A 14,670-nucleotide genomic window follows, 5' to 3' on the forward strand; every position below is an offset into this window, starting at 1 on the left:
TATTTATTTTTGAGCATTAACATGAAACACATACTGCTATTTTTTATTTTATTGTCGAGCGCAGCACTTGCAAGCGCCCCTCAGCACAATGCACACAACACACATAAAACCCACAGTTATGTGGGGTTTCATGGCATGGCGCTTATATTAGCCGGCGATAAAATACTTGCCAGCCACATGCCTTTATACGCCCCCCCACACAACTACCAAATAGTGTACGAAGTTACTACCAATGACACCCACCTTAAAATAATTAAAAAGGCACTGAACGAATCACTAAAAAAACAAACTCAGATCACTATTTTACCCACTAAATTTGATTTAAATTTATTAATAAATAAGATGACACCCACATTAAATACCACTGTGTTTAATGGCCATTTTGAGCGCGGTGGTACAGCTCTGTTTTCGACAAAGCTGACTTTTAAAAACCCGCTATACATTAAAAAACTCGCTTTAACAAAACCCACAAAAGCAGAGTTTGATTTAATAAAGCTATCTGCAGGGCGAGGGTTGGTTATTCATAAAATACAAAGTAAACCAAGCTATGACTCGTTAATTTTAGTAGCACTAACTAACGGGAAATATAACGGAGAATTAAAGTGTGATGCGCCAGTAACCACAGCGCTTACCAGTAAGCTGAAGGCCTGTTTTAAAAGCGCCCCAAGCTATTTAGAAACTCGCGATTTTGCAGTTAATTAATCTATAGCCCTATATACAATGACACCCACTGCTAAATATTGAAGCGTGACGTGTAGTGGCTGATACCTGAAGTTAGCGTTTAGATGGAAAGATTATAAATGCATGACTGGCTGTTATGAGCGATAACCGGTCATTGAGGATGGCTAAATTTAGGGCTAATTAATAGATAAAGTTGTGTCGTTTATTCATATAGTCAAGCAAACGAGCAACGCGTATATCCTACATTTAAATTTATTTAAAATCTTGAAATACCCTCGGTTATTTGTTGGAATGTGGATAGATGATCTTGAAGTCAGCAAAAATATGCGTGATGAGCGCACTATTAAATTGTTAGGCGTTGCTGAACAAGGAGAGATATTCAATGGCTTTTGCCCTCGCACCAGATCAAGAAAATGCTTACCCATCACTCATTACGGCATTGTGCGCGCGCGATGCGTATACTAGAGGCCATTGTGACCGCGTCTGTGCGCTTGCGTTGGAAGTGGGGCGTGCGGCCGATTTGAGTGCCCCCTCATTAGATGACTTGCGTATTGCCAGTCAATTACACGACGTGGGTAAGATTGGAGTTCGTGATACTGTTCTCTCGAAGCCTGGAAAGCTCACACCTGATGAAAGGGAAGAGATAAAGGCTCACTCGGTTATCGGTGAGAGAATAATTAGTGAGACATTCCTGACAAACAGAGACGAGGTCGCGTCTATTGTCAGACATCATCATGAAGCATTTGATGGAAGCGGATACCCAGACGGACTGGCTGGTGCCGATATTCCCCTGAGTAGTCGAATACTTTCGATCATTGATGCGTATGATGCACTGACGACTAGCAGGCCATACCGCATGGCTAAATCGCACCTTGAAACTATGAATATCTTGAAGCATGAAGTGGACACGAAGTTTGATCCAAATATTTTTTTGTTGTTTACAAAAGTCATAAAGGCCAGTTCGGCACGTGCCTCGTAAACGCTCGTTCCTAGAATACGGTGAACGCTGCCTAAAAAGTCTCTGCAGATGACATTTGATCCGCCACCCACTTTTTTGCTAACGCAAAAGCAGGCGTTGTCTCAAATGCACCTGAGCTCAGGCGTTGCTAATGTCTGCAAATGGCACTCAGCAGTCACTTGATAACCTAGAATACTGATAATAATTGGCAAGATATTTTGCTTTAGTGATTAGTTTTTTCGGCGGCCACAATGGCCGCTAATATGGTTTAATACTAGTCAAAGGCACATACGTACTTATTGCGCTGTTTGTGTGATTATAAACCCACTATGGCGCTGCGCCTTTCCATTAAAATTACATTGCGCCACACACCATTTAATTTACCTAGTTTCTCTCGGTTTCCAACCTGCCTAAAACCATTGCGAGCATGTAAAGCAATACTATTAGTATTTTCAGGGAAGATACTGGCTTGTAGCATCCATATACCGTTGCTTTCTGATTCATTAATGAGTGCACAAAGCAATGCGTGCCCTAAACCTTTACCTTGGGCTTGGTTTGCAACATATACACTTACCTCGGCAACGCCCGAGTATACCTCACGGCTAGAAACGGCAGATAACCCGGCCCAGCCAAGCACCTTTTCATCCTCAACTGCTACAAGACGACAATAGTTGAGCATAGAACTATTCCACTGTTGCCAACTTTTCGCTTTAGTTTGAAAAGTCGCGTTGCCGGTATCAATACCTTGCTGATAAATATTTTGAACGGCTAAAAAATCGTTCTCTGAAAATGATCTTATGATCACAGTATTTCCTTTCAACTATTATTATTCCTTAAAATTAGCGGTCTACTTATCAATGAGTTAACGGCTAATTTTAATAACCGCTAACATATCGTCGTCATCCTCATCGAGGCCAACTTCTTCGAACCCAAAACTTGTATAAAAGTTTTTAGCAACAGGATTTTGCGGGTTATAACAAATCTCGATTTGTTTAAGCTTAGGAGTTGCTTTAATCTCTTCAATTGCCATAGCCAGTGCTTTGCGCCCAATGCCTTTATTTTGATGAGTTTGATCTACCATAAAGCGCCAAATAGAAACCTTTGTAGGGGTTTCTTGTACCCACATAAAAAAGCCTACTGGTACACCATTTAAGTAAATAGCTTTACAGGTATAACCGCTATTGTAGTGCGCCTCTATTAATGACCACATATTGCATGCCACGTATTCTTCTTGTGTTTTAGCAACCTCTAAATCGCATATGGCTTCGTAGTTATCGGCGGTGATGTCTTCCAATGACAAATTCATGTTTTTCCTTTAGAGAAACTTTGTGTAATTAGTAAGCTACCAATGAATGTACCTATAATCAATCAAATGAAGATATTGATTTTTATAAACCCTAAATTAGCCAAATTAATAATCTACAAGTCTATTTAAAACAAAAAGGCCGCTGTAAATAAATACTGCGGCCTTTGTTTTTAGCTAAACTTTTTTAGATTAGCTATGTTTAGTAAGCGCCTGCGCTGTAAATAAGCTCGTAGCTGTGGCTGTAAATCTCAAGGATGTTACCAAACGGGTCTTCCATGTAGATCATGCGGTATGGCTTTTCGCCAGGGTAGTAGTAACGTGGCTCTGGCATACGTTTTTTACCACCTGCAGCAACAATACGATCCGCTAAGCCTTCTACATCTGGGTCTTGTACACAGAAATGAAAGATACCGGTTTTCCAGTATTCAAAGTTATCTTTAGGGTTTTCTTGGTCTTTAAATTCAAAAATTTCTACACCAATACGGTCGCCTGTTGAAAGGTGCGCTATTTTAAATTTTTCCCAATTTGGACCAAATACATCGGTACACATTTCGCCGATGGGGCTGTTATCTTCAGTGATCACGGTAGGCTCCATTATGGTGTACCAGCCCATCACCTTAGTGTAAAACTCTACGGCTTTTTCAACATCTGGTACTGAAATACCAATGTGCGAAAAACTACGTGGATATGTATGACTCATAATGCTTCCTCTTTAACGTGTGACTTATCTAAGTTGATGGAGTTAGTTTACGAACCTGTACTTATTAAGTAAAATTATCATTAATCATCATTTTGAGTACGTTTTGTAATGATAAACCCGACATGGTTAAACACGTTTTGTACGTTGGTTGAGGTAAATCATTTTACCCAAACCGCCGAGCGCCTTTTTATGACCCAATCAGGCGTGAGCCAGCATATTAAAAAGCTAGAGCAGCAAGTAAACTGCGCGCTATTAGAGCGCCACGGCAAACAATTTACCCTTACCGTCCATGGGCAGAACTTGTATCAACAAGGCAGCTTGTTATTAAAAGAATGGCAGTTTTTAGAGCAGCAATTAAAAGATGACTCGCCTTACAGCGGTTTAGTAAAAATACAATCGCCTGGTAGTTGTGGGCTAAAGTTTTACAATCAATTATTAGCAATGCAGGTAGAGCACAAGGAGCTAGTAATAGATTACCGCTTTGCTCCCAATACCAGTGTTGAACAAGCGGTGGCAAATCACAGTGCAGATATTGGCTTTTTAACTCAAGCGCCAACCCTTAGCGAAGTTACTAGCCACAAAATTGGTAAAGAAGCTTTATTATTAGTAACCCCTGCACATATTAAAAACCCAACATGGGAGGTTTTATGTGAGCTTGGCTTTATTGGCCACCCCGATGCAAAACACCACGCGCAGCTATTACTTAGCGAAAACTACAGTGAGTTTGAGCATGTTGATCAAATTAAGCAAACGGGGTTTTCTAACCAAATAAGTTTAATACTGGAGCCGATAAGTTTAGGGTTGGGTTTTACGGTTTTACCTGCGCATGCTGTTAGCGCATTTAATAAACCCGGACTGATAAAAACGCACCACTTAGCTAATCCGATTAGCGAAAATATTTATGTGTGCCATCACCGTAATAGGCCAATGGCAAAGCGCATGAATACAGTAATTGAAGCAATAAAATCAGGCTAGGGCGCGTATAACTGCGCCCGTAAAGCCCCTTTACAGCGTTGGTTTTTGATAAGGCTCAAAAAAGGGGCTCGTTTTTAACTTACTAATTTGGCTTTTAAATCAACTAAATCGGTTGCAATGGTGGTTGGCTGAATTTCCCATGGGTCAAAAATAGAATCCTCAGAACGCTTTATCCACGCACCGCGCATGCCATGCGAAATAGCGCCGGTTATATCAAACGGATTACTCGAAATAAGCCACGTGTTAGCACCCGTTGAATTTGCCTCGCGTAAAAAGTGGCTGTAAACACCTGGGTTTGGTTTAAATGTTTTTATATCGTCGGCGCTTACTACGCCTTCAAAATAATCACTTATGCCTGCCGTTTCGAGCAAAGTATTTACCGCATCAGCAGCGCCATTAGAAAATGCAAACAACCGGTAATTTTTTGCTTTAAGTTGCTCAAGCCCTTTTTTAACATCGTCAAAGGCGGGTAAAATTTTATATTGTTCAAGCAATTGCTGTTTTTGATCATCAGAGAGTGTTGTTTTGTGCGCTAGGCAAGCGTAGTCTAACGCCTGTTTAGTACACACTGAAAACGGAACATAGTTTTGCATTAAGCCGCGCCTAAACGAATACTCCAACTGTTTTTCACGCCATGTATTTGAAAAATTTTGTGCTTTATCGCCAATCATATTTTCAAGTAAAGATAGTACGCCGTGGGTGTTTATTAGCGTGCCGTATACGTCAAATGCGAGTGTGGTTGCCATGTTTGCTCCCAAAATTTAAGTTACTTGTAGCCTAATTGTTTCGATCTTAACTTACTTTGAACAACTGCTCAACGTTGTTGATTTGTTATATAATAAGGTACAGCAACAACACCCACGCTATAAACGCTAACAGAAACCCCGCAACATTTTAATTAAAGAAACAGCGCTTTCAAACCAGAGATACTCGCTCGTTTTAGAATGGCTAGAACGGCTGTTGAGCTTATAAGTGCAAGTTATAAATCAAATTAAGTAATAGCTAAAAGTAGAGGGTTACTGATTTATCTGATTGCTTTAGACTTTATCTAATAGGCAAAATAAGGATAACGGGTCAGTCAATAAATTTGATGTCTGAAGTCAAGATTTGACCCATTTGGTTTCACATTTGGTTTCATTTGGTTTCATTTGGTTTAGACCCCTTTGGTTTAGCAAAAGATTATATTTCTTTCATATATAATCACCTACCCTTAACCCTAGATGAGGAGTAACAATAGGCAATTAAACAGATTTAGTAAGAGGTTTTTTCAATGAAATGAATTATTTTGATATATCAGTTTAATGGTGGATATTTTTTTTCAAAAGCTTTATAAACTTCGGCCTCACATGAAGAGATGACACCATAAATACTTCTCAATATTTTCGCTCTCTCTTGATCATCAGTAATTTTTAATGCCTTAGTGCTTTCTAAAGTGCAAGCGCTCCTGACAGGGAAAATAGCTTTAGCGCCATCCTCCGAATTCAGATGCCTACCTGATAGTACTTTTAGAAGATCCTGAACCTCTCTAAGCTTTAACGCTACGAAAGTATCATAAGCTATTGGTGAATCGTTATTTTTCTTTTTGAGCCAAAAGTCATCACTCGCTTTTTTTACTTCTTTTAGTAAAGAATTTATTGAAGAAATAATAGTATAAGTTTCAGACCTTGAAGCTAACTTTTTTGCATTTTTAAATAATATATGCCAGCCAATAAAAGCAATAATAGCCGAACATAAAATACTTACTATTACAGGAGTGATTTCCATATCTAATTCCCTACATATCATATTTTATTGCACTAGGGTCTTGTATAGCATTTGAGATATATTCATTAATTTCATAAATATATGACATATCATCTGATTTTAATTTTAAGATACGCAGTAAATCTGCTTTTTCTACATAGCCAAACCTTATAAGTCCACCAAAAGATTCCTCCATAAATGAAGAGGTCATTGGAATATCTAGGTCATTGAGGTCTAGCTCCAAATGTTCATCAGACGCTAAGCAATCAGAAACCCATTTTCTTAAGTGCACTTCTCTGAACTTCGTGCCATTATCTTTTCCATCGATCTTTGAACGACCAAATGGAATTTTAGAAAAATCTTTTGAAAGTTTTTTAAACATGATCATCCTGCTTTGTATGGGATTTGCCATTCTATAATAGTTCCCTTTATAGGGTATTGTCCTTCTTCTACAATTTTAATATCATCTTCTTTATCCCTATAATATATGCCTTTTCCACTATAAATCAATAAACTAGTATCATGGTTTTTATCGTATGTTCTTAAGATTTCTCTAGAACCTTTACCTCGCCCAGGTTCATCTATCTTACTTGAGACATCTAAGACAAGTGCATGTTCAATTCTTTGACCCTCATTATAGTGGTCCGGACTAATTGTGGACATTGTTGAAGGTATACCCCTGCCTCTATCATATACAACAAAATGTAGGGCTGAGTTATTTTTGTCAAAGTGGGCGAATTGCCACCACCTTTTATTTTGTTCATTTGTGTCAGGTTTGTAGCTATGATGCCTAACATTAGACATTGCCTCTAGTATGCTTGCTTGGAAAATGTGCGCTTCTGATTTAACAACAGTAAGTCCCGATCTTTTTAAAGCTTCAATTGCAGACTTCGCATGTGCTACAGGTTCTGTACCGGATTGAAAAAAACAATTTTGCTTAAATAAACTTTCGATTTTTTTTAATGAACCTGGTTTAATTGCTTTGTAAAAATCATATTCAGAAAAGACCTTCTTAGCACCTTTACTTTTTGGTTGAGAAAAAGTAATCACGTCTGGCTCACTAGCAATTAGTTGAGCTGACGTAATTTCTGCAAATAACATTACCGCCGCTGCTGCAGACATTCTTTCAAGATGTTCAAAGTTTATATGCAATTTTAAACGAAAGCGAAATACAATATGATGAATTGAGTTGATAAAAGTTAACGTTTCATACCTGCCATCATTTGAGTATACATCAATGAACTCAGGTGAAAATATTTCTACTCGCCCTTTAGTCTTTATATCAAAAACAATACCATTACTTTTTAGGAATTCTATTACACTATTTAACGGATGAGTCATGTTAGTATTGAGCACTAAAATATCCTTTCATCTAACCTTAACCCCTGAGGCATTTGAAGATTAAGCGATATTTAAAGGGGTTTTCCTTTAAATTTTTTAATTTTAATGTAAGTACTAACTTTTAGCTTTATGAAGATGATAGTTCTCACTAAATCAATGATATATATATACCCTGTTGGTTGCAACGTTTCTTATATTAACAAGCTATTCTCTGTTCTCAACACTATTTATAGCAAGTAACCGTTTCTTTAATTACAAACATTATATTTGAAGAGTTTGCAAACCAAATGAATCTAATATTGACTTCATATGTCATTATTTAATAGGTTCTGTTGCACTCAACCCAACCAATATTCAACAAACTTAAAACCTTTCTCCTGATACCTTTAACCTTTTACCTCGTTGTGTAAACCCCCGTTACATTTTGATTAAAAAACCCACACCTCAACATGTGCTAAGGTGTGGCTTTTTTGCAGCAGCTGTAACTAAAAATTAAGCGACATTAGCTACTAATAACTCGTTACGTACAAGCTCTGCGCCTTTGCTTAGGGCGTTAAGTTTGCCGTTTGCGATGTCGCGGGGCAGGGGGGCCATGCCGCAGTTGGTGCATGGGTAGAGTTTATCGGCATCTACATATTTAAGTGCTTCGCGTAGGGTGCTGGCCACCTCTTCAGGGGTTTCTATAGTGTTGGTGGCTACATCAATTGCGCCTACCATTATTTTTTTACCGCGTACCAGTTCTAGTAGCTCTATGGGTACATGTGAGTTTTGGCATTCTAGCGAAATAATATCTATATTCGATTTTTGCAGCTTAGGGAATACTTCTTCGTATTGTCGCCACTCGGTGCCGAGGGTTTTCTTCCAATCGGTGTTGGCTTTAATGCCGTAGCCGTAGCAAATATGCACGGCGGTTTCGCATTTTAACCCTTCTATAGCTCGCTCAAGGCTGGCTATGCCCCAGTCGTTTACCTCATCAAAAAACACGTTAAAAGCGGGTTCATCAAATTGAATTATGTCGACCCCTGCGGCTTCTAACTCTTTGGCTTCTTGGTTGAGTATTTTAGCAAATTCCCATGCTAGTTTTTCACGGCTTTTATAGTGATCGTCATACAGGGTGTCGATCATGGTCATTGGCCCAGGCAGTGCCCATTTAATTGGTTGACTGGTTTGCTGGCGTAAAAACTTGGCGTCTTCAACAAATACCGATTTAGTACGAGACACAGGGCCAACCACTGTGGGTACGCTGGCGTCGTAACGGTCGCGAATTTTAACTGTTTTACGGTTTTCAAAATCAACGCCATTTAAGTGCTCAATAAAGGTGGTTACAAAGTGTTGACGTGTTTGTTCGCCATCGCTGACTATATCTACGCCTGCGGTTTGCTGCTCGTGCAGAGCAATTCGCAGGGCGTCATGTTTGCCATCAACCAGCTCACTGCCTTTTAGTTTCCACGGTGACCATAAGGTTTCGGGTTCGGCAAGCCATGACGGTTTTGGCAAGCTGCCTGCTGATGATGTGGGTAATAGTTTTTTCATTATAAATGCTGCCTTTAATTTTGTTGTGTGATTAAGCGATACTTGCCGAGAACTGCTGAAGTACTGACTGATAAGGCTTAATAAAGTGCTGCTCGGTAAATTTGCCTTGCTCAACCGCTAATTGACCTCGCTCTGCGCGGTCATACACAATTTGCGTTAACGAATGATCGTCATTTTTTAAATTCGGTTTATAACGGCTACCAGCGGCGGCGTTGGCGTTATAAATTTCTGGACGATAAATTTTTTGAAACGTTTCCATAGTGCTAATGGTGCTAATTAGTTCAAGGTTGCTGTAGTCGTTGAGTAAGTCACCAAAAAAGTAAAACGCTAACGGTGCAACGCTGTTTGGTGGCATAAAGTAGCGCACTTGTAAGCCCATTTTTTTAAAGTATTGCTCTGTTAACGATGACTCATTAGGCTGATACTCTACGCCTAAAATAGGGTGTAAATTTTCGGTTTGCTGATAGGTTTTGTTATCAGACACGCTTAAGCAAATAACCGGTGGCTTTTTAAAGTGCTGTTTATAGGTATTTGAGTTTACAAAGCATTTAAACAACTTGCCGTGTAAGTCACCAAAGTTATCAGGGATACTAAATTGCGGTTTGCTTTTGTTATGCTCAAGCAATAACACGCTAAAGTCGTAGTCGCGCACATACGATGAAAAGTTATTACCCACCATGCCTTCAAATTGCTCGTTGGTTTGGCGGTCAATAATATTGGTTTTTAATACCTCAATTGACGGAAATACCTTACCACTGCCTGCAATGTCTAAATCAACCGAAATGATTTTGAGCTCAACCTCGTAACGATCCCTTTGTGGGTTATCCCAACTGGCCAGTGCATTAAAACGATTGTTGATCATTTTTAGGGTATTACGCAGGTTTTGTTGGCGGCTTTCGCCCCTTGCTAAATTAGCGAAATTGGTTGTAATACGTGTGTTATTTGATGGGTGGTAGTTTTCATCCAAGCTAGTGCTTTTAATAGTAAATGTAAGATCAGTGCTCATAGCCGTATCCTTTCAATTTGAGTGGTTACTGCTTTTATTAATTGGTTGTTAAACCGATATAACGGTTAAGCAGTAGTGATGCTTTGCAGAGTTAATGAATTTATACGCGGTATGCAGCATGAAGAAAAACGGGTTTATTTCAGGTAAAACATGAGACAGATTCACGCTTGAGTGAATTCATTAAGTTAGCAATATTGATTAGTTGCTGATGAGGGGTAAAACTCAAATTAGACGTCTAGATTTCTATTTAACAAAGTAAGCTATGCAGTTTATTCATATAAAACCTGAATAATATTCAACGCTTTTAGAACACGCTTATCGTTTGTACTGGTAGGTCTGCTATTTAATAAAGTCTAATTAATTTAATGATTTAAAAGTCACAACCCACGTTAAAAATTTAATATAAAGCTAAATGAGGAAATGTTTATTTTTTAAATACAATGTAGTATTTAAAAATAGGGCGCGTAATTAAACACATTGATAACCACGTGACGAGGAGCGCTAAGCTTACGTTGTTTGAGCGTGCTTTATAAATTCATCGTAAATACTGTCTTTAATAAGCCTGTCGGGCGTAAAAGCATAATAATGCTGATAAACATTTTCAATTGTACCAATATAATTAACGTCGTAGTGACGCTCTACTTCGGCTCTTACCGAAATAGGCGCAGGGAATATGCCAAACCCTTGTTCACCTAACGACTTCATTAATGCGCTGTCGTCAACATGGCCAGCTATTGTCATTTCAATCTTGTGTTCTTGCAGCCAATAATACATAGCACGCGCAACGGGGCTTTCTTTTGCAGGCAGCACTAAAGGCTTGTTATTTAAAGATTGCGGAAACTGCTTATGTAGCTGCGTATGCCATTTTTTGTTTCCAAAAAGAGCGATTTGGCTTTTGCCTATTTCATGGCAAAACGCCTTAAACGATAAAGTGGTATCGAGCGGTTTATCGGCTAACACTAAATCAAGCTTATGAATCGCCATTTGTGCAAGCAGTTCATCTTGTTGGCCATCAATACAGTGTAAGTTGGTAATACGGTCGTTATTAATTAAAGGGGCTAGCCACTTTGACACCAGTGATTTGGGTAACACATCTGAAATACCGACCTTTAACGTTCGTGAATAGTGCGTGGTATCACCTTGCGTGGTTTCGAGCCATTCGTGAGCAATAGCAAACATATCATTAGTGTACTGCTGTGTAACATGGCCAAACTCCGTTAACTGTAGGCCTCGCCCTTGGCGAACAAACAGTGGTTTTCCTAGTCGTTGCTCTAAGTTAGTAATTTGTGAGCTGACCGTTTGCGGCGTTAAATTAAGTATTTTACTCGCCGCTGCAATACTGCCGTGCTTACTTACTTGCCAAAAATAATATAAGTGATTGTAATTGATGTTGGTAATCATTCGAAAATACCTGTTTTAAAGTAAGAAATAATCAGCTTTTTCCTTTGCCTCTAAGTTAGTAGATTACAGTCATGCCTGCAACATAGGTACTATTAAAAGGTGTAATTGCATGAAGCTAAAACTTACAGTTAAAAACAAGATAATTAACGCAAGTGAAAAGATGTCGCTTTTAAAGCTGATCAAAACACAATTGGCAAAACATGCTTTAAATATTCGCAAAGTGGAGATTCAAATAAATGATCTTTCGAGTGATCGCCACGGCACTTTGCAGCAGTGCAAAATTAATATTCTTGTACCTGGGCTACCCAGTATTAATGTAAATACAAAAGGACGAAGTATGCTGCAAGCGATAAAGCGTGCACTTAAAAGTTTGCAGCACATTCTCGTTAATAAGTATCAACCTTCGCAACCAAGCTCTTAATATCGCACTTGTAGTAGCAAGGATGCTACTTTTTTAATGTATCTCTAATTCCAAGCTATCTTTAGTATTAAACGATTCAATTATTACCATTGAGCAGTATTTCCTTGTTAGGTCTTGTTGCAATCAACCCAACGAACGCTTTGTAAACCCTCGTTACACTTTAATTAAAAAAGCCGCACACTAATAGTTAGTGTGCGGCTTTAGTATTTTACTTTTTAAAGCGGTTACTTGGTTAGTAGGTGCTTTTCAAAAAAGTCAGCCATCATAGTATGGTAATGCAAGGTGGTTCCTTTGCCTTCACGTAAGCTATGTGAGCGGTTTGGGTATGAGAAAAACTCAAACTGCTTATTGTGCTTTACAAGCTCGTCAATTAATCGCTCTGAACCTTGATAATGCACGTTATCATCGCCCGTACCGTGAATAAGCAACAGCTTACCGGTTAGGTTTTTAGCAAAGGTAATCGGCGAGGTGTTATCATAACTATCAGGGTCTGTATTTGGGTTGCCCGCATAACGTTCTTGGTAAATGGTGTCGTACAAACGAATGTCTGGCACGGGTGCTGAGGCAATGCCCACTTTAAATTTATCACCGTGGCGGAATAACAAGTTAAGGGTTGAACTACCGCCCCCAGAATGTCCCCATACGCCAACACGGTCGGTGTCTATTACACCCCAGCGTTTAGCCATAGCATCTAGGGCGTCAACTTGGTCTTGTACGGTAATTGAGCCAATTTTTTTATAAATCGATTTGCGCCAATCGCGGCCTTTTGGTGCACGTGTGCCACGGTTATCAACCGATGCCACAATAAAGCCTTTTTGCGTTAACAGTGATTTATACAAGTAACTGTTGCCTTCCCAGCGGTCTTGCACAGTAGAGCCCCATGGTTCGCCGTATACGTAAAACACAATTGGGTATTTTTTACTTTTATCCATGTTCTCTGGGAACATAATGTAGCCGTCAAGCTCGGTGCCATCTTGCGCGTTTACTTTAAAAAACTCATGCTTTGGTAAGCTTTGTTCAGCCAGTTTTTGTTTAAGCTTTGTATTTTCAACTAAGGTTTTTACATTACTATGATCGCTCACTTTAATGATCTCTTTAGTCGGTGGCGTACCAAATTTAGAGTAAGTGTGCATTGCCCATGAGGCATCTTTTGACATGTAGTAGCTGTTTGAACCTTCAAACTCAGCAGGTGTGACCCGTACCGGTTTGCTGCTGCCATCAAGCGGTGTGCTGTATAAATAACGCTGACCAGGATCGTTTGGCGAGGCAATAAAATACATCACGTTTTTGTCTTCATTAATGCTCAGCATATCAATAATGTCGTAATCGCCTGGGGTTAGGTCGATAATAGTTTTGCCATCGCGCGATACACGGTAAAGATGACGCCAACCGTCGCGTTCGCTATGCCAAATAAAAAACTCGCCGTCTTTTGACCAGTTGGCTTTATAAAACCATTCTATAAACGCATCGTCTTTGTCTTCTAAAATCTTGGTCAGTTGCTGCTTTTTCCAATCAAACAACCACACTTTGTTATGGCTTTGAGGGCGGTTTAAGTCTTGAATCATTAATTCATTACCGGTGCCTGCCCAGCTAATACGCGGAATATAACGGTCGCGGTTATCGCCTTCAAGTTCTGCCCAACGGGTTTGTTTATCAGCAAGGCTTACCACACCAACACGCACGGCAGAGTTGGTTTCACCCGCTTTAGGATAAGGGAATTCTTTAAGGGTAGGGTACAGTTCGTCAGTGTTGTTGATCATAGTGAAAAATTTAACGTCACTGGTATCAAGCTGCCAATAGGCGATTGATTTGTTGTCGGGGCTCCAACGAAAACCATCGGCAATAGTAAATTCTTCTTCGTATACCCAATCAAAATTACCGTTAACAATGGTGGCACTGCCATCGGTTGTGAGCGCGGTTACATCGTTACTACCAACCGCTTGCATATAAATATTGTTATCGCGTACATAAGCCACTTTTGAGCTATCTGGCGAGAACTTAGCAAACATTAACTTAGTTGGCTCAACGTCTTTACCACCTAATTGCTGTAATTGGTTGGTCCCAAGGTTAAGTAACCAAAAGTCGCCTCTGCTGCGCGAACGCCAAACTTGCTCGCTGTTGGTAAATACCATCAACCATTTACCGTCTTTTGACCACTGATAGCTTTCGATTGCAAATGGCTCGTCTGCGCCCTCTGGCAACAGCTTTTCAAACTCAACCAGTACTTTACGGCCTGTACCGTCAGCATTGTAAAATACAATGTCGTTACCTTTAACGCCGTGCTCTTTTTCGTCATCGGCGTTGTTATCGTCTGCTTTTTCTTTTTCGCTTTCGCGCTCTTCAAGTACGGTGTAGCCAGTGCCATCGTCTAGCCATTTAAAGTAAGTGCTACGCTGGGTTTTAAATTCTTTATCTTTATAAATTTGCGCTAGGCTTAATGGATTATTCACGGTACTCATCGCTGCATTATTGTTGGTTGTTATGCTGGTACTTGAACATGCTTGCAAGCCTAAGCCCGCAACAATGGCCAGTGCCAAGCCCGATGTTTTGATCAGATTCATTGTTATTGTTCCTTGGGTCTGCTGACCTTTATAGATTAAGGCGC

At 39.6% G+C, this 14,670-nt stretch carries 15 protein-coding genes; 4 read left to right on the forward strand and 11 right to left on the reverse strand.

All coding sequences use genetic code 11. The annotated features are described in order from the left end of the window. Positions 1-21 precede the first annotated feature (21 nt). Together CWB65_RS12505 and CWB65_RS12510 are read left to right on the forward strand one after the other, a co-directional pair. Positions 22-702: a hypothetical protein gene (locus CWB65_RS12505; protein ID WP_008130520.1), complete on the forward strand. Its 681-nt coding sequence runs from the start codon at positions 22-24 to the stop codon at positions 700-702. 361 nt (positions 703-1,063) lie between these two features. After that, positions 1,064-1,660, forward strand: coding sequence for an HD-GYP domain-containing protein (locus CWB65_RS12510; RefSeq protein ID WP_004589546.1), 597 nt, complete (start codon positions 1,064-1,066; stop codon positions 1,658-1,660). 295 nt (positions 1,661-1,955) lie between these two features. On the opposite strand, the gene CWB65_RS12515 is transcribed toward CWB65_RS12510, so the two are convergent. From CWB65_RS12515 to CWB65_RS12525, 3 genes are all read right to left on the reverse strand, one after another. Further along, positions 1,956-2,444: a GNAT family N-acetyltransferase gene (locus CWB65_RS12515; protein WP_033025563.1), complete on the reverse strand. Its 489-nt coding sequence runs from the start codon at positions 2,442-2,444 to the stop codon at positions 1,956-1,958. A 57-nt stretch (positions 2,445-2,501) separates the two neighbouring features. Further along, a complete protein-coding gene (locus tag CWB65_RS12520; protein ID WP_008130523.1) occupies positions 2,502-2,945 on the reverse strand; it encodes a GNAT family N-acetyltransferase in 444 nt (147 codons plus the stop codon). Between the two features lie 199 nt (positions 2,946-3,144). Continuing rightward, positions 3,145-3,645 (reverse strand): lactoylglutathione lyase family protein, encoded by a 501-nt coding sequence (locus tag CWB65_RS12525; protein ID WP_008130525.1) that lies wholly within the window; start codon positions 3,643-3,645, stop codon positions 3,145-3,147. A 108-nt stretch (positions 3,646-3,753) separates the two neighbouring features. On the opposite strand from CWB65_RS12525, the gene CWB65_RS12530 reads away from it, so the two are divergent. Then, positions 3,754-4,620, forward strand: a complete 867-nt coding sequence (locus tag CWB65_RS12530; protein WP_008130527.1) for a LysR family transcriptional regulator — start codon at positions 3,754-3,756, stop codon at positions 4,618-4,620. A 74-nt stretch (positions 4,621-4,694) separates the two neighbouring features. Here the strand turns inward: CWB65_RS12530 and CWB65_RS12535 are convergent, their stop codons facing one another. The 7 genes from CWB65_RS12535 to nhaR all read right to left on the reverse strand — a co-directional run bounded on the left by CWB65_RS12535 (position 4,695) and on the right by nhaR (position 11,644). Then, complete coding sequence (locus CWB65_RS12535) at positions 4,695-5,366, reverse strand: haloacid dehalogenase type II (protein ID WP_138740713.1); 672 nt, start codon at positions 5,364-5,366, stop codon at positions 4,695-4,697. A 547-nt stretch (positions 5,367-5,913) separates the two neighbouring features. Further along, positions 5,914-6,384, reverse strand: coding sequence for a hypothetical protein (locus CWB65_RS12540; protein WP_138740714.1), 471 nt, complete (start codon positions 6,382-6,384; stop codon positions 5,914-5,916). 10 nt (positions 6,385-6,394) lie between these two features. Continuing rightward, on the reverse strand, positions 6,395-6,745 hold the full coding sequence (locus CWB65_RS12545) for an STAS-like domain-containing protein (protein ID WP_138740715.1): 351 nt from the start codon (positions 6,743-6,745) through the stop codon (positions 6,395-6,397). A 2-nt stretch (positions 6,746-6,747) separates the two neighbouring features. Further along, complete coding sequence (locus CWB65_RS12550) at positions 6,748-7,719, reverse strand: hypothetical protein (protein ID WP_138740716.1); 972 nt, start codon at positions 7,717-7,719, stop codon at positions 6,748-6,750. Positions 7,720-8,196: 477 nt separating this feature from the next. Further along, entirely contained in the window at positions 8,197-9,237 is a 1,041-nt protein-coding gene (locus tag CWB65_RS12555; protein ID WP_138740717.1) for a methionine synthase, read from the reverse strand. Between the two features lie 31 nt (positions 9,238-9,268). Next, on the reverse strand, positions 9,269-10,243 hold the full coding sequence (locus tag CWB65_RS12560; protein ID WP_138740718.1) for a DUF1852 domain-containing protein: 975 nt from the start codon (positions 10,241-10,243) through the stop codon (positions 9,269-9,271). Between the two features lie 507 nt (positions 10,244-10,750). Further along, positions 10,751-11,644 (reverse strand): transcriptional activator NhaR, encoded by an 894-nt coding sequence (gene nhaR, locus CWB65_RS12565; RefSeq protein ID WP_138740719.1) that lies wholly within the window; start codon positions 11,642-11,644, stop codon positions 10,751-10,753. Positions 11,645-11,753: 109 nt separating this feature from the next. Between nhaR and CWB65_RS12570 the strand changes: the two genes are divergently transcribed. After that, a complete protein-coding gene (locus CWB65_RS12570; protein WP_008130547.1) occupies positions 11,754-12,065 on the forward strand; it encodes a hypothetical protein in 312 nt (103 codons plus the stop codon). A gap of 224 nt (positions 12,066-12,289) precedes the next feature. Here the strand turns inward: CWB65_RS12570 and CWB65_RS12575 are convergent, their stop codons facing one another. After that, a complete protein-coding gene (locus CWB65_RS12575; protein WP_008130555.1) occupies positions 12,290-14,626 on the reverse strand; it encodes a S9 family peptidase in 2,337 nt (778 codons plus the stop codon). Positions 14,627-14,670 lie beyond the last annotated feature (44 nt).

The sequence above is a fragment of the Pseudoalteromonas sp. S554 genome, from assembly GCF_005930865.1.
GTDB lineage: Bacteria > Pseudomonadota > Gammaproteobacteria > Enterobacterales > Alteromonadaceae > Pseudoalteromonas > Pseudoalteromonas marina.

Bases quoted from the DNA above. Each gene is read 5' to 3' on its own strand.
- CWB65_RS12535 (WP_138740713.1), bottom strand. From the start codon at position 5,366: ATGGCAACCACACTCGCATTTGACGTATACGGCACGCTAATAAACACC.
- CWB65_RS12540 (WP_138740714.1), bottom strand. From the start codon at position 6,384: ATGGAAATCACTCCTGTAATAGTAAGTATTTTATGTTCGGCTATTATT.
- CWB65_RS12555 (WP_138740717.1), bottom strand. From the start codon at position 9,237: ATGAAAAAACTATTACCCACATCATCAGCAGGCAGCTTGCCAAAACCG.
- CWB65_RS12560 (WP_138740718.1), bottom strand. From the start codon at position 10,243: ATGAGCACTGATCTTACATTTACTATTAAAAGCACTAGCTTGGATGAA.
- CWB65_RS12570 (WP_008130547.1), top strand. From the start codon at position 11,754: ATGAAGCTAAAACTTACAGTTAAAAACAAGATAATTAACGCAAGTGAA.
- CWB65_RS12520 (WP_008130523.1), bottom strand. From the start codon at position 2,945: ATGAATTTGTCATTGGAAGACATCACCGCCGATAACTACGAAGCCATA.
- CWB65_RS12505 (WP_008130520.1), top strand. From the start codon at position 22: ATGAAACACATACTGCTATTTTTTATTTTATTGTCGAGCGCAGCACTT.
- nhaR (WP_138740719.1), bottom strand. From the start codon at position 11,644: ATGATTACCAACATCAATTACAATCACTTATATTATTTTTGGCAAGTA.
- CWB65_RS12510 (WP_004589546.1), top strand. From the start codon at position 1,064: ATGGCTTTTGCCCTCGCACCAGATCAAGAAAATGCTTACCCATCACTC.
- CWB65_RS12525 (WP_008130525.1), bottom strand. From the start codon at position 3,645: ATGAGTCATACATATCCACGTAGTTTTTCGCACATTGGTATTTCAGTA.
- CWB65_RS12575 (WP_008130555.1), bottom strand. From the start codon at position 14,626: ATGAATCTGATCAAAACATCGGGCTTGGCACTGGCCATTGTTGCGGGC.
- CWB65_RS12530 (WP_008130527.1), top strand. From the start codon at position 3,754: ATGATAAACCCGACATGGTTAAACACGTTTTGTACGTTGGTTGAGGTA.
- CWB65_RS12545 (WP_138740715.1), bottom strand. From the start codon at position 6,745: ATGTTTAAAAAACTTTCAAAAGATTTTTCTAAAATTCCATTTGGTCGT.